We start from the raw sequence: 20,210 nt of genomic DNA, 5'->3' as shown, positions 1-20,210 counted from the left end.
GATGGCTATCTTCCTCAACGAGAACAGCAAGGTCATCGTCCAGGGCATGACCGGTGCCGAGGGCACCAAGCACACCAAGCGCATGCTCGCGTCCGGCACGAACATCGTCGGTGGCGTGAACCCGCGCAAGGCGGGCGAGAAGGTCGACTTCGACGGCACCGTCCTCCCGGTCTTCGGCACCGTCAAGGAGGCCATGGAGGCCACCGGCGCGAACGTGACCGTGATCTTCGTCCCGCCGGCCTTCTCCAAGGCCGCCGTGGTCGAGGCCATCGACGCCGAGATCGAGCTGGCCGTCGTCATCACCGAGGGCATCCCGGTGCACGACACCGCCTACTTCTGGGCGCACGCCGTCGCGACGGGCAACAAGACCCGCATCATCGGCCCGAACTGCCCCGGCATCATCAGCCCCGGCAAGTCGAACGCCGGCATCATCCCCGCGAACATCGCGGGCTCCGGCAAGATCGGTCTGGTGTCGAAGTCCGGCACGCTGACCTACCAGATGATGCACGAGCTGCGGGACTTCGGCTTCTCCACCGCGATCGGCATCGGTGGCGACCCGATCATCGGCACCACGCACATCGACGCCCTGGAGGCCTTCGAGGCCGACGAAGAGACCGTCGCGATCGTGATGATCGGTGAGATCGGTGGCGACGCCGAGGAACGCGCGGCCGCGTACATCAAGGAGAACGTGACCAAGCCGGTCGTCGGCTACGTCGCGGGCTTCACCGCCCCCGAGGGCAAGACCATGGGCCACGCCGGCGCCATCGTCTCCGGCTCGGCGGGCACCGCGCAGGCGAAGAAGGAGGCCCTCGAGGCCGCCGGCGTCAAGGTCGGCAAGACGCCGTCCGAGACCGCCGCTCTGATGCGCGAGATCATGAACGCCCTCTGATCCGCACACTTCGAGCACCCCTGGGCCGGATTCCGAGTACTTTCGGAGTCCGGCCCTCGCTCATGTGGCGGAACCGAGCCGATCGGTCCACCGTCTGAGCAGCTGGCACGAATCCGCAGCCGCCTCCGCAGGAGCGGTGACGATCACTGCTAGCGTCTTGAGAATCACTCGGTTGGAGGAGGAGACCTCGACATGTCCGTGCCTTACGGCGCACCCCAGCAGCAGCCGCCGGGTCCGGCACAGCACCAGGCACCTCATCAGGCCCCTGGCGCCCCCGGCGCCAACAACATCAACCTGGGTCTGATCCTCCCGCTGGTCGCGGCCGGCCTCGGCCTGGTCGCGTACCTCGTCGCGTTCGCGGATGACGTCAGCGGCAACGTGACCTACCTGATCGCCGCCGGTCTGCTCGCGGGGCTCTCGGTCCTGCCGAACGTCCCGAAGGGCTTCGTCCCGGTCGCCGCGGTCCTCGCGGCCGTCCAGACGATGCTGCAGTTGCAGGGCATCATCAAGTCGCCGTCCGTGCAGGGCCTCGACATCGTGCTGCTCATCGTGGCGTTGCTGGAGACGGCGGCCATCGTGCTCGCCTTCCTGCTCGCCGAGGGCATCGTGAAGTTCGAGCCGAAGCCCGCGAACCCGTACGCCGGTCACCCGCAGCAGCACCAGGGCCAGCCCGGTGGCTGGAACCCGCAGTCCGGCGCGTTCCCGCAGCAGCACCAGCAGCAGCACGCCGCGCCCCAGCAGGCACCGCAGCAGTTCGGCCAGCAGCAGTTCGGCCAGCAGCCGCAGCAGCCCGCGCAGCAGCCGGGCCAGCCGCCGCAGCAGACCAGCTTCATGCCGCAGCCGGGCCAGTTCGGCTCGCCGGGCACGCCGCCCGGTGGCTTCGGCGGACCTCAGCAGTAACGGTCCGCACACCGTTCGTCCGCTGTGGTGATGTCCTTCAGGGGTGGTGCCGGATCTCCGGTGCCACCCCTGTCGCATACCCCGGCGTGCCTGCCCCGAACGGCCCAGCCCGCCTGACACAGTGGGGAAATGCCCGTGCTGCAACGCGACGTGACCCGCGAGGTCGACACCGTGCGCCCACCGGAGTTCTCGCGGTCCGAACGCGTGCGCGTGCTCGCCGCCGCCGCGGTCGGGTCGGTGGTCGTCGGGTACGCCGCCGTGGCCGCGGTCCTCGCGCTGGTCTCCGCGACGGCCACGTACGCCGAGTTCTCGACCTCCGGCGTGCTCAGCGCCGCCGCGCCCGCGTGGCTGGCGGCGCACCACGTGCCGCTGCGCTTCGACTCGGGCCAGTTCGGGGTCCTGCCGCTGCTGCCCACCGCGCTGCTGATGCTGCTGGTCGGCCGCACCGCCGCGGGCACGGCCGACCGCCTCGGGCTCTACGAGCCGCTGCAGGCACGCGGTGTCGTGCTCAGCATCGCCGGCTCGCACGCCGTGGTGGGCGGCGCGATCGCGCTGGTCATGGGTGACGGCGTCGTGCGCGCCACCCCGGCCGTCGCGTTCTTCGGCTGCGCCGCCGTCTCGGGGCTCGCCGCCACGATCGGCGTGGCCCGCCGCTGCGGCCTGGTCGAGATGGTGTTCGACAAGCTCGACCCGGTGGCGCTGCACGGGTTGCGCGCCGGGTTCATGGCGTTGTTCGCACTGGTCAGCGTCGGTTCGCTGGCGGTGGCGGCCGGGCTCGCCGTCTCCTGGCCGACGACCAGCGGGCTCTTCGCCGAGGCCGGTCAGTCGGTCGGCGTCGGTCTCGGCGTGTGGCTGCTGTGCCTGGGCTACCTGCCGAACGCGATCATCGCCGGGTTCTCCTACGTCGCGGGCGCCGGGTTCTCGCTGGGCGGGGTCGAGGTGTCGCCGACGCGGTTCGTCGGCGGCCCGGTCCCGCCGGTGCCGCTGCTGGCGGCGTTGCCGGAGAACGCGCACGTGTGGACTCCCGCCGTGCTCGTGGGCGTCGCCCTGATCGGCGTGCTCGTCGGCTGGACCTGCCGCAAGGTGTCCGACCGGCCGACCTCGCGGCTGCGCGCGGTGCTGGTCGCTGCGGTCACGGCCGGAGTCGGCAGCCTCGTGCTCGCCGCGACGGCCGGCGGACGGCTCGCGGGCGGCGCGTTCGACCCCGTGACGGTGCCGGCCGGACTGCTCGGACTGCTGGTGGCGCTGTGGGTGCTCGTGCCGGGTGCGCTGGTCGCGTGGCTCGCCGGCACCCGCGCGAAGGCCGCGGTGGCGGTGGGCGGCGCCGAGTTCGTCGAGCCGGACTACGACGAGGACGCCGAAACCGCCGGCCAGGACGTCGTGTTCGAGGACGACGAGCTCACCGACCAGTTCGAGCAGCTCGAGGTCGTGGACGCCGACGAGTTCGAGGTCGAGGAGGACCTCGACGCCGACGACTACTACGACGAGGACGAGTACGACGACTACGCCGACGAGGAGGACGCGGCCGGGGACCTCGCCGGCGAGGAGCCCGAAGACGTTGCCGGCGAAGAGGAAGAACCCCTCGACGACGAGGACGGCGAACCCGCCGCGGACGAGGAGGACCTCGACGCGGAGTTCGACGCGGAGTTCGACGAGGTGCTGGGCATGGAGCCCGAGGAGGACCTGGACGGCAAGGCCGGACGGTGACGTCCTAGGCTGCTCCTGAGCTGCTGCAACGACCAGGAGTAGACGCTGAGCACCGAACTTCGGCTTCCCACACCGGCGCGCGTCGTCGTACTCGTCTCCGGTTCCGGAACCCTCATGCAGGCCCTGCTGGACGCCGACCTCCCGATCGAGGTGGTGGCCGTCGGCGCCGACCGCGAGAACATCGAGGGCCTCAAGCGCGCCGAACGCGCCGGGGTGCCACATTTCGTCGTGAAGCTGCGCGACCACGCCGACCGCACGGCCTGGGACGCCGCCCTCACCGAGGCCGTCGCGTCGCACGAGCCCGACCTGGTCGTGTCCGCCGGCTTCATGAAGATCATCGGCGAGCAGTTCCTCGCCCGCTTCGGCGGCCGGATGATCAACACCCACCCCGCGCTGCTGCCGGCCTTCCCCGGCGCGCACGGCGTGCGGGACGCCCTGGCCTACGGCGTGCACGTCACCGGCTCGACGGTGCACCTGGTCGACGCGGGCGTCGACACCGGGCCGATCCTCGCGCAGGAGGCCGTCGCCGTCGAACCCGGCGACACCGAGGAGACCCTGCACGAACGCATCAAGGTCGTCGAACGCCGGCTGCTCGTCGAGACAGTCGGCCGACTCGCCCGCGAGGGCTGCACCGTGAACGGACGAAAGGTGAGCATTCCGTGAGCACTCCTGCCGAGAGGCGGCCGGTCCGCCGGGCCCTGATCGGGGTCTCCGACAAGGCCGGCCTGCTGGAACTGGCCACCGGCCTGCACGCGGCCGGGGTCGAGATCGTCTCCACCGGCGGCACCGCGAAGGTGCTGGCCGACGCGGGCGTCCCGGTGACGCCGGTCGAGCAGGTCACCGGGTTCCCCGAGTGCCTCGACGGCCGCGTCAAGACGCTGCACCCGCGCGTGCACGCCGGTCTGCTCGCGGACCTGCGCAAGGACTCGCACGTCGAGCAGCTGCGCGAGATGGACATCGCGCCGTTCGACCTGCTGGTCGTGAACCTGTACCCGTTCACGCAGACCGTCGCGTCCGGCGCGAGCCCCGACGAGTGCGTCGAGCAGATCGACATCGGCGGTCCCGCGATGGTCCGCGCGTCGGCGAAGAACCACGCCAACGTCGCCGTCGTCGTCGACCCCTCCCGCTACGGGTGGGTGCTGGAGAACGTCCGCGAGGGCGGCTTCACCCTGGCCGACCGGCAGAGGCTGGCCGCGGACGCGTTCCGGCACACCGCGACCTACGACGTCGCCGTGGCGTCGTGGATGGGCAACGCCCTGGCGCCGGACGACGAGGGCAGCGGCTTCCCCGGCTGGGTCGGCGCGACCTGGAACCGCTCGAACGTGCTGCGCTACGGCGAGAACCCGCACCAGAGCGCCGCGATCTACACGCAGGGCGACGGCAGTGTGGGCCTGGCGTCGGCGAAGCAGTTGCACGGCAAGGAGATGTCGTACAACAACTACCTCGACGGCGACGCCGCGTGGCGTGCCGCGTGGGACCACGAGCTGCCGTGCGTCGCGATCATCAAGCACGCCAACCCGTGCGGCATCGCGGTGTCCGAGCTGAGCATCGCGGACGCGCACCGCAAGGCGCACGAGTGCGACCCGCTCAGCGCGTTCGGCGGTGTCATCGCGGCGAACCGCGAGGTCACCGTCGAGATGGCCGAGTTCGTCTCGGAGATCTTCACCGAGGTCGTCATCGCTCCGTCCTACGAGGACGGTGCCGTCGAGGTGTTGCAGCGCAAGAAGAACGTGCGCCTCCTCGTGGCCGAGCCCCCGGCGCGCGGTGGCGCCGAGATGCGCCCGGTGTCCGGTGGCCTGCTGCTGCAGCAGCGCGACGCCGTCGACGCCTCCGGTGACTCGCCGGAGAACTGGACGCTGGCGGCCGGCAAGCCCGCGGACGAGAAGACGCTGGCGGACCTCGAGTTCGCGTGGCGCGCCATCCGCGCGGTGAAGTCGAACGCGATCCTGCTGGCGAACGACGGTGCCACCGTCGGCGTCGGCATGGGCCAGGTCAACCGGGTCGACTCGTCGCACCTCGCGGTGAAGCGCGCCGGTGAGCGGGCGCAGGGCGCGGTCGGCGCGTCCGACGCGTTCTTCCCGTTCCCGGACGGGCTCGAGGTGCTGCTGGAGGCCGGCGTGCGCGCGGTCGTGCAGCCCGGCGGGTCGGTGCGCGACCCCGAGGTGATCGCGAAGGCCGAGGAGGCGGGCGTCACGCTGTACCTGACGGGTACGCGCCACTTCGCCCACTGATCTTCTCCGACGAGCGGGGCCGCCTCCTGGTGGAGGCGGCCCCTTCGCGTCGCTACAGCTTCGCGACCAGCTCTTCGGCGATGCCCTTCGCGGCGGCCTCGAGCTCCGCCGGGTCGGGTTTGCTGTTGGTGAACAGGCCCGCGTCCCAGCCGGAGATGTCGACCTCCGCGACGGTGTCGCCCTTGCGCACGACGACCGAGAGCTCGGTGAACGCCGAGTTCGTCTCCGCCAGCACCGCCGTGGCCTCGTCCCCGAGCCCTTCCAGCGGCTTCTGCCGCGGGGTGCTCTGGGTGTCGGCCATGTTCTGCCCGACGATCCGGTCGAACTCGCTCTCCGCGTCCTGCTGCCCCCGGGAGACGAAGACCGTGGTGCTGCGCTGGCCCGAGCCGTCGACGCCCTTGGTCTGGTTCCACCCGCAGGTCGTGTGCGTGCCCCTCGCCAGCTTCGACTCGCGCGAGGCGAGGCCGTTCGGGTTCGTCGTGCGCGCCTTGGCCAGCGCGGCCTCGGAGACGTTGCCGCACGCCGCGGGCAGCTTGTCGGTGCGTTTGGGGCTGCCGCTGCTTCCGTTGACGTTGAGGTGGATCACCAGCGCGGTGATGGCGCCGCCGAGTGCCAGCACGCCGAAGAGGATCCCGACGACCAGCGGTGCCTTGCTCTTCACGGGTGGTCGCGGTGGCCCCCAGCCGGGCTGGTGCGGGTGGCCCGGCTGCGGCTGCCAGCCCTGCTGCTGCTGTGGCTGCCAGCCCTGCGGTGGAGGCGGCGGTGGCTGCTGGTGCCAGCCGTGCGGAGGTGGTTGGTTCACGGTTTCCCCAGTTCCAGGTCCTGTTCGCGCCACGGTAGAGGACAGTCCGGACCCATGTGGCCGTGTCCACCAAAAGGGTGACGCTCCGGCATTGACACGAGGGTGCGTCCACGCGCTACGATCATCATGTTCGTTCGAACAAGAGTTCGAATAAGCAAGTCGCCGAACTTCCCGCGGCGGCCGTGCACAGGGGTGCGCACGGTCCGAGACGGGAGGTGGGTGGGAGTGTCCAGGTCGGCAACGGCGTCGTTGGCCGCGCTCGGGGTGAACCCGGCCAGCGAGCTGACCAGCACCACCACCGACCAGGCCACGGGGCGGGTGCTGCCGGTTCGCGGGGAACTGGCGGGCCTGCTGCCGTGGGGCGGCTTGCGGCGGGGCAGCACGGTGTCGGTGGGCGGATCGACATCGTTGCTGCTCGCCCTGCTCGCGGACGCGACCGCGGACGGCTGCTGGGCCGCCGTGGTCGGTCTGCCCGGGGTGGGGGTGCTGGCCGCGGCCGAACTGGGTGTCTCGGTGCAACGACTGGCACTGGTCCCGCAGCCCGGCTCCGACCCCGGTCCGGTGATCGCGGCCCTGCTGGACGGCATCGACCTGGTGGCCGTCGCCTGCCCACTGCCTCCCTCCCTCGCCCGGCGGCTCACGGCCCGCGCGAGACAACGCCGTGCCGTGCTCATCGCCTTCGGGCCCTGGCCCTCCGCGGACGTGGAGCTGACCGCGGAGTCCGTGCGCTGGAACTCCCTCGACGACGGCGCGGAGACGTTGCGGCGCCAGGAGATCAGCGTGCGCAGCGGTGGCCGCGGCTCGGCGGGCAGGCCCCGGCGCGTGCTGCTGTCGTTCGGTGAAGGGGAAATCGAGCTCCCGCTGGTGGCCGGTGGACCGGCCGGATCCGACGAGCCGGCTGATGCCGGTCCGGACCGAGCCGACGAACTGGCCTCCAGGCGGGCTACAACCCGGGGTCGTCCCGCGTGAGGGACACCCGTCTGATCGCGGTCTGGAGTCCCGACTGGCCCGTCGTCGCCGCCTGCACCGCCACCGGCACCGCTCCGCACGTGCCGGTGGCGGTCGTCGACGGCAACGAGGTCGTGTGCGCCTCGGCCGTGGCGCGCAGGGAGGGCATCCGCCGGGCCATGCGCAAACGCGCGGCCGAGGCGATGTGCCCGGAGCTCGTCACGTTCGCGCACGACCCGCAGCGCGACGCGCGGTACTTCGAGCCGGTCGCGGAGGCCGTCGAGGAGCTCGCCCCCGGCATCGAGGTGGTGCAGCCGGGGCTGGTCGCGGTGCCGGCGCAGGGCCCGGTCACCTACTTCGGGTCCGCGGAGCGGGTGGCCGAACGCATCGTCGACCACGTCGCGGCGCGGACCGGCACCGAGGTCCAGGTGGGGCTGGCCGACAGCCTGTTCGCGGCGACGAAAGCCGCGCACCGGGGCGTGCTCGTGCCGCGGGGCCGGACCGCGGAGTTCCTGGGACCGCTGGGAGTGCACGAGCTCGACGCGCCCGAACTGGTCGACCTGCTCAGGAGGCTCGGCCTGAAGACGCTCGGCGCGTTCGCGGAGATCCCGGAGAAGTCCGTGGCGACGCGGTTCGGCGGTCCGGCGGCGAGACAGCACCGCCTCGCCAGGGGATTGCCGGAACGACCGCTCGACAAGCGCGGGCCCGCACCCGAGCTCGCCGTCGCGGAGACCTTCGACGAGCCGGTCGAGCGCATCGACTCGGCCGCGTTCGCCGCGAAGGCGCTGTCGGAACGGCTGCACGCGAACCTCTCCGCCCGCGGCCTCGCCTGCGCGCGGCTCGGCATCCACGTCCGCACCGAGAACGGCGAGGAGCTGCACCGGGTGTGGCGGGCCGCGGAACCGTTGACGCCCCGGGGGATCGCGGACCGGGTGCGCTGGCAGCTCGACGGCTGGCTCACCCGCGAACGCCTCACCTCGGGCATCAGGACGCTCACCCTCGAACCGGCCGAGGTCGTCGACGGCACCGCGTTGCAGCTCGGGCTGTGGGGCCACGACGACGAACGCGCGGTGCGGGCGTTGCTGCACGTGCAAGGTCTGCTCGGGCCGGACGGCGTGCTCACCGGAGTGCTCGACGGCGGTCGCGGGCCGAAGGAGCGGGTGAGGCTGGTGCCGTGGGGCGACGAGCGCACCCCGGTCAGGAACCCGGACCACCCGTGGCCGGGCCGGCTCGCCAGGGCGCCCGCGACGCTCGCCGACGACCCGGCCGAGCTGGAGGACGAGAACGGCGGCGACGTCGGTGTGACCGGCCGGCTCGAGCTCACCGCGCGGCCGAAGAAGCTGGTCGTCAGGGGGAGGGCGCGGGAGGTCACGGCGTGGGCGGGGCCGTGGCCGGTCGACGAACGGTGGTGGGCGCCGGACCCGCACCGGGCCGCGCGCGTGCAGGTGCAGACGAACGAGCAGGCGTTCCTGCTGGTCCGCAGGGACCAGAGGTGGTTCCTGGAAGGGGTGTACGACTGATGCAGGACGAGTACTGGGACCTGGTGGAGAGCTTGGTCCCGTTGCCGCGCAAGGCAGCTGACCGAGAGCGCTGATGGGCTGGAACAACCCGCCGGTCCGCTGGAAGGACCTCGAACGAGCCCTCTCCGGCACACCGGCCGACCAGAGACCCGACGGCGGCGACGGTCCCGCGTGGTCGCGCCGCCGCGACCGCTACACCGCCCCGCCGGGGTTCGAGCTGCGCGTCGACGAGCTCGCGGTCACCCGCAAGCGCGTGCCGTACGCGGAGCTGCACTGCCACAGCAACTTCAGCTGGCTCGACGGCGCGAGCCACCCCGAGGAGCTCGTCGAGGAGGCGCAACGGCTCAAGCTCGACGCGATCGCGATCACCGACCACGACGGCATGTACGGCGTGGTGCGGTTCGCCGAGGCAGCCAAGGAACTCGGCATGCACACGGTGTTCGGCGCCGAGCTGAGCATCGGCCTGAGCAGGCCTGCCAACGGCGAACCGGACCCCGGGGGCGACCACCTGCTCCTCCTGGCGCGCAAGCAGGACGGCTACCACGCGTTGTGCCGCACGCTCACGACCGGCCACCTCGACGACGGCGCGGAGAAGGGCAAGCCCGTCTACGACCTCGACCAGATCGTCGCCGACACCAGGGACGAGGTCGTCGTGCTGACGGGGTGCCGCAAGGGAACCGTGCGCAGGGCGTTGGCCGGGGAGGGCCCGGAGGCGGCGTTCGAGGAGATCGTCAAGCTCACCGACATGTTCGGCAAGGGCCGCGTCTACGTCGAGCTGACCGACCACGGCCTGCCCGAGGACAGCAGGCGCAACGACATCCTCAACGCGATGGCGCAGAAGCTGTCACTTCCTGTCGTGGCAACGAATGCGGCGCACTACGCGACTCCGAGCCGTGGCAGGCTCGCTGCCGCGATGGCTGCCGTGCGCGCACGGAGCAGCCTCGACGAGATGGCCGGTTGGCTGCCGCCGTCGCCCGCCGCGTTCCTGCGCAGCGGTGAGGAGATGTGGCACCGGTTCCGCCGTTTTCCCGGCGCGGTGCACAACGCGGCGTTGCTCGGCATGCAGCTGGCGTTCGACCTGCGGCTGGTCGCGCCGAAGCTGCCGCCGTTCGACGTGCCGGACGGGCACACCGAGATCAGCTGGCTGCGTCAGCTCACCTACGAGGGCGCACGGCGCAGGTACCCCGACGGGGACGAGAAGGCGTACCGGCAGATCGAGCACGAGCTGAGGACCATCGAGCAGCTCGGCTTCCCCGGCTACTTCCTCGTCGTGCACGACATCGTGGAGTTCTGCAAGCGCAACGACATCCTCTGCCAGGGCAGGGGCAGCGCCGCGAACTCCGCGGTGTGCTTCGCGCTCGGCATCACCAACGTCGACGCCGTCCGCTTCGACCTGCTCTTCGAACGCTTCCTCGCGCCCGCCCGCGACGGGCCTCCCGACATCGACGTCGACATCGAGTCCGACCGCCGAGAAGAGGTCATCCAGCACGTTTACCGCAAGTACGGCCGCCGGCACGCGGCGCAGGTCGCGAACGTCATCACCTACCGCGCCCGCTCCGCCGTGCGCGACATGGCCCGCGCGCTCGGCCACTCGCCGGGGCAGCAGGACGCGTGGAGCAAGCAGATCGACCGGTGGGGCCCGCTGGGTGCCACGACGGACGACTGCGACATCCCGCGCGACGTGCTGGAGCTGTCCGCGCAGCTGGAGAACTTCCCGCGCCACCTCGGCATCCACTCCGGCGGCATGGTGATCTGCGACCGCGCCGTCAGCGAGGTGTGCCCGGTCGAGAAGGCGCGCATGGACCGGCGGACGGTCCTGCAGTGGGACAAGGACGACTGCGCGTCCATCGGCCTGGTGAAGTTCGACCTGCTCGGCCTCGGCATGCTTTCCGCGCTGCACTACGCCATCGACCTGGTCCGCGACCACGAGGGCGTCGAGGTGGACATGGGTCGCATCGACCTCGGCGACCGGCGCGTCTACGAGATGCTGCAGAAAGCGGACTCGGTCGGCGTCTTCCAGGTGGAGAGCCGGGCGCAGATGGCGACGCTGCCGCGCCTGAAGCCGCGGGAGTTCTACGACCTGGTCGTCGAGGTCGCCCTGATCAGGCCGGGCCCGATCCAGGGCGGTTCGGTGCACCCGTACATCCGGCGCCGCAACAGGCAGGAGGAGTGGGACTACGACCACCCGTTGCTGGAGAACGCGCTGAAGAAGACCTACGGCGTGCCGTTGTTCCAGGAACAGCTCATGCAGATCGCGGTCGACGTCGGCGGCTTCACCGCCGCCGAGGCCGACGAACTGCGCCGGGCGATGGGCGCCAAGCGGTCGACCGCCCGCATGGAACGCCTGCGCGACCGCTTCTACGAGGGCTGCGCCGCCAGGGGAGTCGACGAGGACCTCGCCGGCCGCATCTACGCGAAGCTCCTGGCGTTCGCCAACTTCGGCTTCCCGGAGTCGCACGCGCTGTCGTTCGCCCACCTCGTCTTCGTGAGCGCGTGGTTCAAGCTCTACTACCCGGCGGCGTTCTGCGCGGCCCTGCTCCGCGCCCAGCCGATGGGCTTCTACTCCCCGCAGTCCCTGGTGATCGACGCCCGCCGCCACGGCGTGACGGTGCACGGCCCGTGCGTCAACCGGTCGCTCCCGTGGGCGGGCCTGGAACCGTTCGAGGGAGCCAACGCCGTCCGCATCGGCCTGTCCGCCGTGCGCGGCATCGGCGACGCGGACGCCGAGAGGATCGTCGCCGCCCGGCCGTTCCGCGACATGGAGGACTTCGGCACCCGCGTGCAGCTCACCGCGGCCCAGGTAGAAGCACTCGCCACCGCGGGCGCCTTCGCGTGCTTCGGCCTGGAACGCCGCGAAGCCCTCTGGGCGGCCGGCGCCGTGGCCGCCATCCGCCCGGACCGCCTGCCCGGCACGACGGTCGGCGTCGAGGCCCCCGCACTGCCCGGCATGGACGACGTCGAACTGGCCGTCGCGGACGTCTGGGCCACGGGCCTGTCCCCGGACAGCTTCCCGACCCAGTTCGTCCGCTCCACCCTGGACTCGATGGGCGCGCTCCCGGTGACCGAGCTGGCGTCCGTGCAGCCGGGAACACGGGTGCTGATCGGGGGAGCCGTGACCCACCGGCAGCGCCCGGCGACCGCGGGCGGCGTCACGTTCCTCAACATCGAGGACGAGACGGGCATGGTGAACGTCGTGTGCTCACCGGGGCTGTGGGCGCGGTACCGGCGGGTGGCGCGCAGCAGCGGAGCGATGCTCGTGCGGGGCGTCGTGGAGTCGGCCGAGGGGGTGGTCAGCGTGCTGGCGGACCGGTTGCAGCACCTGGACCTGCGGATCCCGTCGAAGTCGCGGGACTTCCGCTGACGCCGGGGATCAGGCTGGTGGCCTCGGGCCGCGGGAACCCGGGAAGACGGCCTGGCGCTGGAGAAGGTGTCGGCGCCGGCGTCGACGATCGAGCTCGGTGGTGCGGCCAGCACCTCGACGAGACGCTCTTCGCCCGAAGTCACGAGGCGTGAGCGCGGTTCCCCTGCCAGGACTCGAACCTGGTCCTCCCGCGTAACAGTCGGGCGTGCTGCCACCAGCACCTCAGAGGACACGGCAGAACGGGTGGAGCGGAGGATGCAGGATTCGAACCTGCGCAGCGCTCGCGCGCTGACCACTGTTTTCGAGACAGCTGCCTTACCGGGCTCGGCCAATCCTCCTCAGGACGCGGAGGGCGCGCGGATCGAACGCGCGCCGGGCGCGGTGCCCGGACCTCGGATCAGCAATCCAGTGCCTTGCCACTCGGCCAGCCCTCCTTCGTCTGCGTGGCTCCCCAGGGGGTCGAACCCTGACCACCGGATCTTCACCCCGGTGCTCTGCCTGTTGAGCTAAAGAGCCTTGGCGTCCCGAGGGACGCTTTTTCCAGTCGGATGCCCGCGAGTCGAACGCGGTATTTCCTCAACCCGAATGAGGCGGGTTCCCGTCTCCCTCGCACCCGGAAGTACCCCTGCCAGGAGTCGAACCTGAATCTCGGCGTTCGTAGCGCCGCACTCTCTCCATTGAGCTACAAGGGCGAATTGAATGCACGGCAAACAAAGAGAGCCGCCCTGGTCGGTTTCCCGACGGGCGGCTCCCCGTGTGACATCGGCTCATGCCACTACAAGGAGCTCACCTGCGAAAACAGGCGTGAAAAGCTGGGTCGCCGCGAGGAGCTCGGGCACGCGACGACGCTGGTGAAGCGCTCGCCTCGCATCTCCTGGCTGCTCATGGCGTTCCCCTTCGGCTCGGTGTGTGGCACAAGTATTGCGGGCGCGCTCGGCGTCCGTCAATCCTTTTCTTTAAATGCGTTCGTAGGTCATGAACGAAACTCCGCTCTCGAACAAGCGCGCATCGGTGCGCTGGAACTTCGTGATGTCGGCCTTCCCGTCGAACAGCGGGATGCCGCGCCCGAAGGCCACCGGGTGGAACTTGAGCAGCAACACGTCGATCTCCGGCAGCAGCGCGGCCGCCAGTTTGCCGCCGCCGCACAGCCAGATGTCGAGGCCGTCCTCCTCCTTCAGCGCCCGCACGCGACCGGTGACGTCCGAGGAGATCAGTTCGACGCCGGACGGGACGTCGAGGTCCTGGGTCGTGACGACGAACTGGCGCAGGTGCGCGTACGGCGAGGCCAGGCCGCCGGGGACCTGGTAGGTGTTGCGGCCCATCAGCACCGTGTCGAAGTGCTGGTTCGCCGCGTCCTGCAGGCCGACCAGTTCGCGGGCCTGGGTCGGCACCGTCTCCGGGTAGTGGGCGTTGATGCCGGCCATGTGGTCGCCTTCGAAGAGGAACCCGTCGTAGGTGCCGTCCTCGGCCGCGATGAACCCGTCGAGCGTCACTGCCACGTAGTAGACGAGCTTTCGCATAACTGAACCCCCTGGGATCTCGTTCAACCACGACAACCGTAGTACTATGGATGTAGTGGTTGTCAAGGAGGAAACGTGGTCCGGAACGAGGCACGGCGAACTGCTCTGCTGGACGCGGCGATCGACGTCCTGGCCGAGGAGGGGGCACGGGGGCTGACCTACCGCGCGATCGACGCGAAGGCGGGGGTGCCGACGGGCACGGCGTCGAACTACTTCGCGAACCGCGACGAGTTGATGGCGGCGGTGATGACGCGGGTGCACGAACGGCTGATGCCGTCCGACGAGTCCGTCGCGGAGTCGCTGTCGCTGCCGCGCGACAGGTCGCTGACGGTGAAGTTCATGCACGACATCCTCAAACGCGCGGACGCCGACAAGGCCTGCTACCTCGCCATGATGGAGCTGCGGCTGGAGGCCACGAGGAGGCCGGTGATCCGGGAGGCGCTCACCAGGACGATCGCCGGCAACATCGAGGCCAACGTCGCGTTCAACGAGGACTCGGAGCTGCCGGGCGACCGCATGACCGTCGTCTCGCTGTACTTCGCGATGACGGGGTTGATCTACGAACGGCTGACCCTGCCGGACGTGGTCGCGCGCATGGACCTCGACGAGCTCGTCGAGGTCCTGGTCGACCGCGCTATCGGCTGAGCGGGCCGCCGGTGATCGTCAGGGCGACGGCGATCACCACGACGCCCAGCGTCGAGTACAGGAACGCGTCCATGCCGCGGCCGCGGATCTTGATCAGGCCCGCCTGCTCGTCGGTCACGAGGATTCGCAGCACGGCCGCGACCAGCAGCGACACGCCGAGCAGCACCGCGCCCTGCCGCCAGTGGTACTGGAAGATCCGCACCAGCCCGAGCACGCCGACCCCGAGCACCAGCGCGAACGGCAGGTGCTTCGCGGGGCCCGAGCGCCAGCGCTGTTCCGGCATGAGCGCCTCGGCGTCAGACCGCCGCATGGGCGCGCTCGGCGGCTTCGACGGTGTTGGTCAGCAGCATCGCGACGGTCATCGGGCCGGCGCCGCCGGGGATCGGGGCGAGCCAGCCGGCGACCTCGCGGACCTCGGGGGCCACGTCGCCGACCAGACCGGCCTCGGTGCGGGTGATGCCGACGTCGACCACGGCCGCGCCCGGCTTCACCATGTCCGCGGTGATCAGGCCGGGGCTGCCCGCGCCCGCGATCACGATGTCCGCGCGGCGCACCTCGGCGGCGAGGTCCTTGGTGCCGGTGTGGCACAGCGTCACGGTGGCGTTCTCGCTGCGGCGGGTCAGCAGCAGGCCGATCGGGCGGCCGACGGTGACGCCGCGGCCGACGACGGTGACGTTCGCGCCCGCGAGCGGCACGTCGTAGCGGCGCAGCAGCTCCACGATGCCGCGCGGGGTGGCGGGCAGCGCCGCCTCCTCGCCGAGCACGAGCTTGCCGAGGTTCACCGGGTGCAGGCCGTCGCCGTCCTTGGCCGGGTCGATGCGCTCGAGGATCGCGTTCGCGTTGAGGTGCTTGGGCAGCGGGAGCTGCACGATGTACGCGGTGACCTCGGGGTTCGCGTTCAGCTCGTCGATGACGGCCTCGAGCTCCTCCTGCGTCGTCGACTCGGGCAGGTCGCGGCGGATCGAGGAGATGCCGACCTTCTCGCACGCGCGGTGCTTGCCCTTGACGTACGAGTGCGAGCCGGGGTCGTCGCCGACCAGAACGGTGGCCAGACCGACCGAGCCGGGCAGCGCGGCGACCCGCGCCTTGAGGTCCTCGAACAGCGCGTTCCGGGTTTCGTTGCCGTTGAGCAGCGTCGCAGTCACGGCCTCATCTTCCCATTGGGCAGCGCCGCGACGCCCACCGACACCAGCGTCAGCACCACGCCGATCACCGTCGGCGGCGCGAGGTGCCCGCTCACCGCGTCCAGCAGCACGGCCCCGATGAGCTGTCCGCACACGCCGCACAGCCCGACCATCAGCACGCCGATGAACCGCACGGACGTGATCGCGCCACCCACGCCGACGATGCCCAGCAACCCGCCGAGGTAGAGCCACCACTGCGAGGTGGGCGAGCCGGGCACGCCGTTCCAGGCGACGGCGTTCACCAGCGCCAACGCCGCCGTGCCCACGGTGAAGTTGACCAGGATCGTGGCCACCGAGTTCGCCGCCGCCTCGCGGACCAGCCCGTTCACCGCCTGCTGCCAGCCCATCAGCAGCCCCGCGACCAGCGGCAGCACCGCGAGCCACAACCCGCCGGGCGACGTGAACCGGTGCGACACCGCCACCGTGACGGCGACAACACCGACGGCGGCTCCGATGACACGTGTCCTCGTGATCGGTTTCGGCACACCGGGACCGATCCCGAGGTTGTCCACGACCATGCTGCTCACGACCTGCCCGATGACGACCGCGACCGTGAACACCGCCACACCGACGGTCGCGACCGCGAGCCCCTGGGAGCCCACGAGCACGGCACCGCTGACGCCACCGACGCACTCCCACCACCGGATGCGCCGGTGCCGCAGCGCGTCGCGCAGCCGCAGGAGGCCGTCCCGGCCGGACTGTCGCGACAGGACCACCGCGAGCAGCACGAACCACCCTCCGGCGAAGGAGATCAACGCCGCCAGCAGCCCGTTGCCGAGCGACTGGGCGAGCGAGCCGTTGACCCGTGCCTGGACCGCGATGGCCACGCCACCCACCGCCGCCAGCAGACCACCGGTCACCTGCGCGGACCGCGCCACTAGCCCTCCATGCCCCGCGGGCGTGTTCTTGATCAGCTTTAACCTTGCACGTCGACCGCGTTATGGTCTGGCCTCCGCCGTTCGGCGCAGCGGCGGGGGACGTGTGCGATCCGGCGATGTGCAGGGGAAGATGTTGGCGTGTCCGAGCCGAAGCCGTTGAACCCTACAGAGCAGGATGCTCTGGTCAAGCAGATCGGCCTGACTCTCATGCGGGCCGCGCCGGAGGACTGGCGCAGCGTGATCGCGCAGTACCGCGCCACCGGCCGGTACTTCGAGCTGGAGGCCGAGCTCAAGCTCCAGGACGGCAGCAAGCGCGCGTGGCAGGTGCCGCAGGAGGCCGCCTCGCTGTTCGCGCGGCTGCGCGCCGGCATGCACCGCGAGGGCAGGGGCAGCTGGACCAACGCCCGCTACCAGCTCGACCACCCGTCGAGCTACAACCTCGACTTCGACCGCGCGGAGCCGAGCTGGCAGACGCCTCCTCCGCAGCAGGCGTACGTCGACGAGATGCGGTTCTTCCCGCGCGCCGAGGAGAACGTCCCCGACTGGCTGCGCCGCAGGCTGAACCCGCCGGCGCCGGTGTTCCGCACGGCGCGCGTGTTCGACGGCGCCGGACCGAACGGCCGTCCGTCGGTCAACCGGCCGCCGGTGGCCGAGCCCGAGGTCGCGCCGCTGCTCGCGTACCTGTCGAACGCGCCGGTCGCCGTGGCCGGGCGCGGCTTCGACAACGACGTGCTGCACCCGGACTCGCCGCCGGTCGTGCCGTCCGGCTTCCAGACCGACGGCGTGTGGATCTGGCCCGCCGGCGTCGCGTTCTACCTGCGCCGCTACGGCGTGCCGCCCGAGCCCGAGCTGGTCGACCGCGCGCGGGCCGCGGGCTTCGCCCTGCCCGAGGTCTCCGAGGAGTCGAGGCTCGCCGCCGCGGCGAACCTCGGCGCGCCGGCCGCCCCTCCCGGCACCGTCGTGCCGTCGCCGCCCGAGCCGGAACCGGAGCCCGAGCCCGAGCCCGCCCCCTCGGCGGACGAGACGCAGTTCGTCACGGCTCCGGAGTTCGCGGGCGGGGACGCGCAGGAGGAGTACGACTTCGAGCCGATGTACCCCGAACCGCCGTCCGCCGCGGACACCCCGGAGCAGCCGGAGCCCGAGCCGGCGCACGACGACCTCGGCACCCCGATCCCGGTCGCGGTGCCGCCGATGACCGGGGACGGCCCGCCCTACCGGGTGGTCTTCGACTCCGACGGCATCCCGGACACGATCGACGACCGGACCCTGCGCGACACGTACGGCGCGGGCATGGACCTCTTCGCCCCGCACGCGCGCGAGGCGGAGGAGGCCGAGGCGCCGGAGATCGTCGTGGAGGAGCCGGACGAAATCGCGCCCGAGGACGAACACGAAGACGTGGACGTCCCCGAGGAACGCGAGATCCCCACGGCCGGGCCGGACGAGCCCGAGCTGCTCACGCACCACCGCGACGAGGACGAGCCCGAGCTCCTGACGCACCACCGCGAGCCGGAGCTCCTCACGCACCAGCGCGACGAGGAGCTCACGGACCACCTCGACGCGCAGACCGAGGAACGCCCGCGCGACGCCATGCAGGACACGATGGCGTGGAGCCCGGTCCTCGACGAACCGCTGGAGAGCCCCGCCGAGGTGACCGAGCAGCACCCGGTCGTCCCGGTCGAACCGGTCTCCGAGGAGGAGCCGGACCTCGCCGAGAACGAGGTGGAGTCGACCACGGCGTTCGAGCCGGGCACGTTCGAGCCCGCGACCTTCGAGCCGGAGACGTTCGAGCAGCAGCCCTTCGAGTCCCAGCTCGACGCCCACTTCGACGACGAGCCGGCCGACGACCCGGAACCCGAACCGTTGCCGGCCGCGCCGCTCCCGGTCCCCGTGCCCCCGCCCACCCGTGCGGAGGAGACGACCCAGTTCGACGCGGCGCTGTTCAACGAGTCCGAGCCGGAACCCGAGCCCGAACCGGAGCCGGAGCCGGAGCCCGAGCCGGTGAAGCCGCCGAGGCAGGTCACGCCGGAGGAGGACCGCGAGCTGGCGGGCACCCGCCGCGCGCTGGACGACCTCAACGTGCCGCACGGCGTGTTCCGCATCGGCGAGCCGGCCGACCGCACCTGGACGCTGCGCCTCGACGGCGACAGCTGGGAGGTGTGCTGGTTCGACCACGGCCCGAAGAACCCGGTGCGGTTCGACAAGGTCGAGGACGCCTCGGCGTACCTGGTCGGCAAGCTCGTGCTGGGCAACTTCCGCACGGTCCCGCGGGCACCCCAGCCGCCGCGCCCGATGACGAACGGCTTCCGCGAGGAGCCGCGCCGTCCCGTCCCGCCGCAGCGCCCGCCGCTGCCCCCGCAGCCCCAGGCGGCTCCGACGCAGGTGCAGGTGCAGCACGCTCCGCCACCGGTGCAGCAGGCCCCGACGCAGGTGCAACCGGTCCCGCCGCTGCCCGCTCCGCCCCAGCAGCCGGTCCCGCCGCCGCAGGCGCCCCAGCAGCCCCCGGCCCCCTCGCCGGTCGCCGCCATGGCGCAGGAGGAACCGTCGAAGCGGAAGTTCCCGATCTCGCCGCTCGCGGGCGAGCCGCCGCTGACGTTGTTCCGCCACAAGCAGATGTTCGAGCTGCCGGCGGGCACCGAGGTCGACCGCTACGGCGACCTGAGCGGCAACCTGGTCTACGTGGCGGGCACGCCGTTCCCGGAACGCAGCCTCGTGCCGTCGTGGATCAACCGCCCGTACCGCGTGTACCGGCTGCGCCGCCCGCTCGAGGTGCTGACGGGTGTCGCGGTGCCGTGGTTCGAGCAGCCCGGTGGCGGCACGGCCTACCTGCTGCCGAAGGCGATCGAGGAGATGATCGCGGACGGCGTGCTGGTGGAGATCTCCGGACCTCCCGAGAACTGAGGTTCCGCCGAGCAGTGCTGTGGCCGGTGATCCCCGTGATCACCGGCCACACGTGTGAAGGGAGTTCCTGTTGCTACCGGCGAGTCACGACACGACCAGTCCGTAGGCGGCCGCGAAGGCGATCGCCTGGTCGACGTCGATCAGGGCTCCGGCGAGCTTGGCCTGCCGCAGCCCGTTCGCGTCCACCAGCGCCCCGCGCAGGTCGGCGCCCTCGAGCTTCGCGTCGAGCAGCCGGGCGCCCATCAGGTCCGCCCTGCCCAGGTCGGTGTTGCGCAGGTCCGCCTCGCTGAGGTTCGTCTCGCGGAACCGCTGGCCGCCCAGCTTCATGTCGTACAGCGGTGCCCTCACGAACGACGCCAGCGTGAAGTCGACCTCGGTGAAGGTGATGGGGCGCAGCACGCAGTCGGCGAAGGTCGAGCCCATGAGGCTGCACGAGCTGAACGTCGAACGGGTGAGCACCGTGCGGTCGAAGGTGCATTGCCGGAACGCCGTCGCCTGGTGCTCCGACTCGCCGACGTCCGTCCGGGTGAAGTCGCACCGGGTGAACGTGCACCCCGTCGTGACGAGTTCGCGGAGATCGGCCTCGGTGAAGTCGCAGTCGGTGAAAGAGCGCTTCTCCCAGTGCTGTCCGTGCAGGTTGGCGTCGGAGTAGTCCTCCCCGACCTCTTCGAGCAGGTTGTCCACTCTCACACTCTGGCAGAGTCCACGTGTTGGTAACGTGCGGGAC

16 protein-coding genes and 5 tRNA genes are annotated in these 20,210 nt (G+C 71.3%); 10 read left to right on the top strand and 11 right to left on the bottom strand.

Annotated elements, in window-relative coordinates; all coding sequences use genetic code 11:
- The first annotated feature begins 1 nt into the window (after window position 1).
- From sucD to purH, 5 genes are all read left to right on the top strand, one after another.
- A complete protein-coding gene (gene sucD / locus L6E10_RS01365; protein WP_236215987.1) occupies window positions 2-889 on the top strand; it encodes a succinate--CoA ligase subunit alpha in 888 nt (295 codons plus the stop codon).
- A 192-nt stretch (window positions 890-1,081) separates the two neighbouring features.
- Window positions 1,082-1,789, top strand: coding sequence for a DUF5336 domain-containing protein (locus L6E10_RS01360; protein ID WP_236215985.1), 708 nt, complete (start codon window positions 1,082-1,084; stop codon window positions 1,787-1,789).
- A gap of 129 nt (window positions 1,790-1,918) precedes the next feature.
- The gene (locus L6E10_RS01355) at window positions 1,919-3,496 is read left to right on the top strand and encodes a DUF6350 family protein (protein WP_236215983.1); all 1,578 of its coding nucleotides are present in this window, start codon (window positions 1,919-1,921) and stop codon (window positions 3,494-3,496) included.
- 45 nt (window positions 3,497-3,541) lie between these two features.
- Complete coding sequence (gene purN, locus L6E10_RS01350; RefSeq protein WP_275675953.1) at window positions 3,542-4,159, top strand: phosphoribosylglycinamide formyltransferase; 618 nt, start codon at window positions 3,542-3,544, stop codon at window positions 4,157-4,159.
- The gene (gene purH / locus L6E10_RS01345; protein ID WP_236215979.1) at window positions 4,156-5,727 is read left to right on the top strand and encodes a bifunctional phosphoribosylaminoimidazolecarboxamide formyltransferase/IMP cyclohydrolase; all 1,572 of its coding nucleotides are present in this window, start codon (window positions 4,156-4,158) and stop codon (window positions 5,725-5,727) included. Before purN ends, purH begins: the two co-directional genes overlap by 4 nt.
- A 52-nt stretch (window positions 5,728-5,779) precedes the next feature.
- On the opposite strand, the gene L6E10_RS01340 is transcribed toward purH, so the two are convergent.
- The gene (locus L6E10_RS01340) at window positions 5,780-6,529 is read right to left on the bottom strand and encodes a hypothetical protein (protein WP_236215978.1); all 750 of its coding nucleotides are present in this window, start codon (window positions 6,527-6,529) and stop codon (window positions 5,780-5,782) included.
- A gap of 225 nt (window positions 6,530-6,754) precedes the next feature.
- Between L6E10_RS01340 and L6E10_RS01335 the strand changes: the two genes are divergently transcribed.
- The 3 genes from L6E10_RS01335 (at window position 6,755) to L6E10_RS01325 (ending at window position 12,358) form a co-directional block, all read left to right on the top strand.
- Window positions 6,755-7,498: a hypothetical protein gene (locus L6E10_RS01335; RefSeq protein WP_236215976.1), complete on the top strand. Its 744-nt coding sequence runs from the start codon at window positions 6,755-6,757 to the stop codon at window positions 7,496-7,498.
- Window positions 7,495-8,997: a DNA polymerase Y family protein gene (locus tag L6E10_RS01330; protein ID WP_236215974.1), complete on the top strand. Its 1,503-nt coding sequence runs from the start codon at window positions 7,495-7,497 to the stop codon at window positions 8,995-8,997. The genes L6E10_RS01335 and L6E10_RS01330 overlap by 4 nt, the downstream gene beginning before the upstream one ends.
- 73 nt (window positions 8,998-9,070) lie before the next feature.
- Window positions 9,071-12,358 (top strand): error-prone DNA polymerase, encoded by a 3,288-nt coding sequence (locus L6E10_RS01325; protein ID WP_236215972.1) that lies wholly within the window; start codon window positions 9,071-9,073, stop codon window positions 12,356-12,358.
- A 158-nt stretch (window positions 12,359-12,516) separates the two neighbouring features.
- Here the strand turns inward: L6E10_RS01325 and L6E10_RS01320 are convergent.
- From L6E10_RS01320 to L6E10_RS01295, 6 genes are all read right to left on the bottom strand, one after another.
- Window positions 12,517-12,588: transfer RNA gene (locus tag L6E10_RS01320), tRNA-Asn, on the bottom strand.
- Window positions 12,589-12,607: 19 nt separating this feature from the next.
- A tRNA-Ser gene (locus L6E10_RS01315) sits at window positions 12,608-12,696 on the bottom strand.
- Between the two features lie 8 nt (window positions 12,697-12,704).
- Window positions 12,705-12,792: transfer RNA gene (locus L6E10_RS01310), tRNA-Ser, on the bottom strand.
- 10 nt (window positions 12,793-12,802) lie between these two features.
- Window positions 12,803-12,874 (bottom strand) — tRNA-Phe (locus tag L6E10_RS01305).
- 104 nt (window positions 12,875-12,978) lie between these two features.
- Window positions 12,979-13,050, bottom strand: a tRNA-Arg gene (locus L6E10_RS01300).
- Between the two features lie 264 nt (window positions 13,051-13,314).
- On the bottom strand, window positions 13,315-13,878 hold the full coding sequence (locus L6E10_RS01295; RefSeq protein ID WP_236215970.1) for a dihydrofolate reductase family protein: 564 nt from the start codon (window positions 13,876-13,878) through the stop codon (window positions 13,315-13,317).
- A gap of 75 nt (window positions 13,879-13,953) precedes the next feature.
- Here L6E10_RS01295 and L6E10_RS01290 point away from each other — a divergent pair, with 75 nt between their 5' ends.
- Window positions 13,954-14,523 (top strand): TetR/AcrR family transcriptional regulator, encoded by a 570-nt coding sequence (locus L6E10_RS01290; protein ID WP_236215968.1) that lies wholly within the window; start codon window positions 13,954-13,956, stop codon window positions 14,521-14,523.
- Here the strand turns inward: L6E10_RS01290 and L6E10_RS01285 are convergent.
- Genes L6E10_RS01285 through L6E10_RS01275 form a run of 3 tightly spaced genes read right to left on the bottom strand, consistent with a single transcriptional unit; the run spans window position 14,513 to window position 16,585 of the window.
- Window positions 14,513-14,806 carry a DUF3017 domain-containing protein gene (locus L6E10_RS01285; RefSeq protein ID WP_090095915.1) on the bottom strand — a complete coding sequence of 98 codons (294 nt, stop codon included), beginning with the start codon at window positions 14,804-14,806 and terminating at the stop codon, window positions 14,513-14,515. The two genes, L6E10_RS01290 and L6E10_RS01285, sit on opposite strands and share 11 nt — an antisense overlap.
- Before the next feature lie 13 nt (window positions 14,807-14,819).
- Complete coding sequence (locus L6E10_RS01280; protein WP_236215966.1) at window positions 14,820-15,668, bottom strand: bifunctional methylenetetrahydrofolate dehydrogenase/methenyltetrahydrofolate cyclohydrolase; 849 nt, start codon at window positions 15,666-15,668, stop codon at window positions 14,820-14,822.
- Window positions 15,665-16,585 carry a DMT family transporter gene (locus L6E10_RS01275; protein WP_236215964.1) on the bottom strand — a complete coding sequence of 307 codons (921 nt, stop codon included), beginning with the start codon at window positions 16,583-16,585 and terminating at the stop codon, window positions 15,665-15,667. Before L6E10_RS01275 ends, L6E10_RS01280 begins: the two co-directional genes overlap by 4 nt.
- Before the next feature lie 138 nt (window positions 16,586-16,723).
- Here L6E10_RS01275 and L6E10_RS40640 point away from each other — a divergent pair, with 138 nt between their 5' ends.
- Entirely contained in the window at window positions 16,724-19,483 is a 2,760-nt protein-coding gene (locus L6E10_RS40640) for a TNT domain-containing protein (RefSeq protein ID WP_236215963.1), read from the top strand.
- Window positions 19,484-19,567: 84 nt separating this feature from the next.
- On the opposite strand, the gene L6E10_RS01265 is transcribed toward L6E10_RS40640, so the two are convergent.
- Entirely contained in the window at window positions 19,568-20,167 is a 600-nt protein-coding gene (locus L6E10_RS01265) for a pentapeptide repeat-containing protein (RefSeq protein ID WP_374235478.1), read from the bottom strand.
- Window positions 20,168-20,210 lie beyond the last annotated feature (43 nt).

This window comes from Lentzea sp. CC55, assembly GCF_021056325.1.
Lineage (GTDB): Bacteria > Actinomycetota > Actinomycetes > Mycobacteriales > Pseudonocardiaceae > Lentzea > Lentzea jiangxiensis.
Note: the sequence above shows the minus strand (reverse complement) of the source record. Positions and strands in the feature narration are given on the sequence as shown.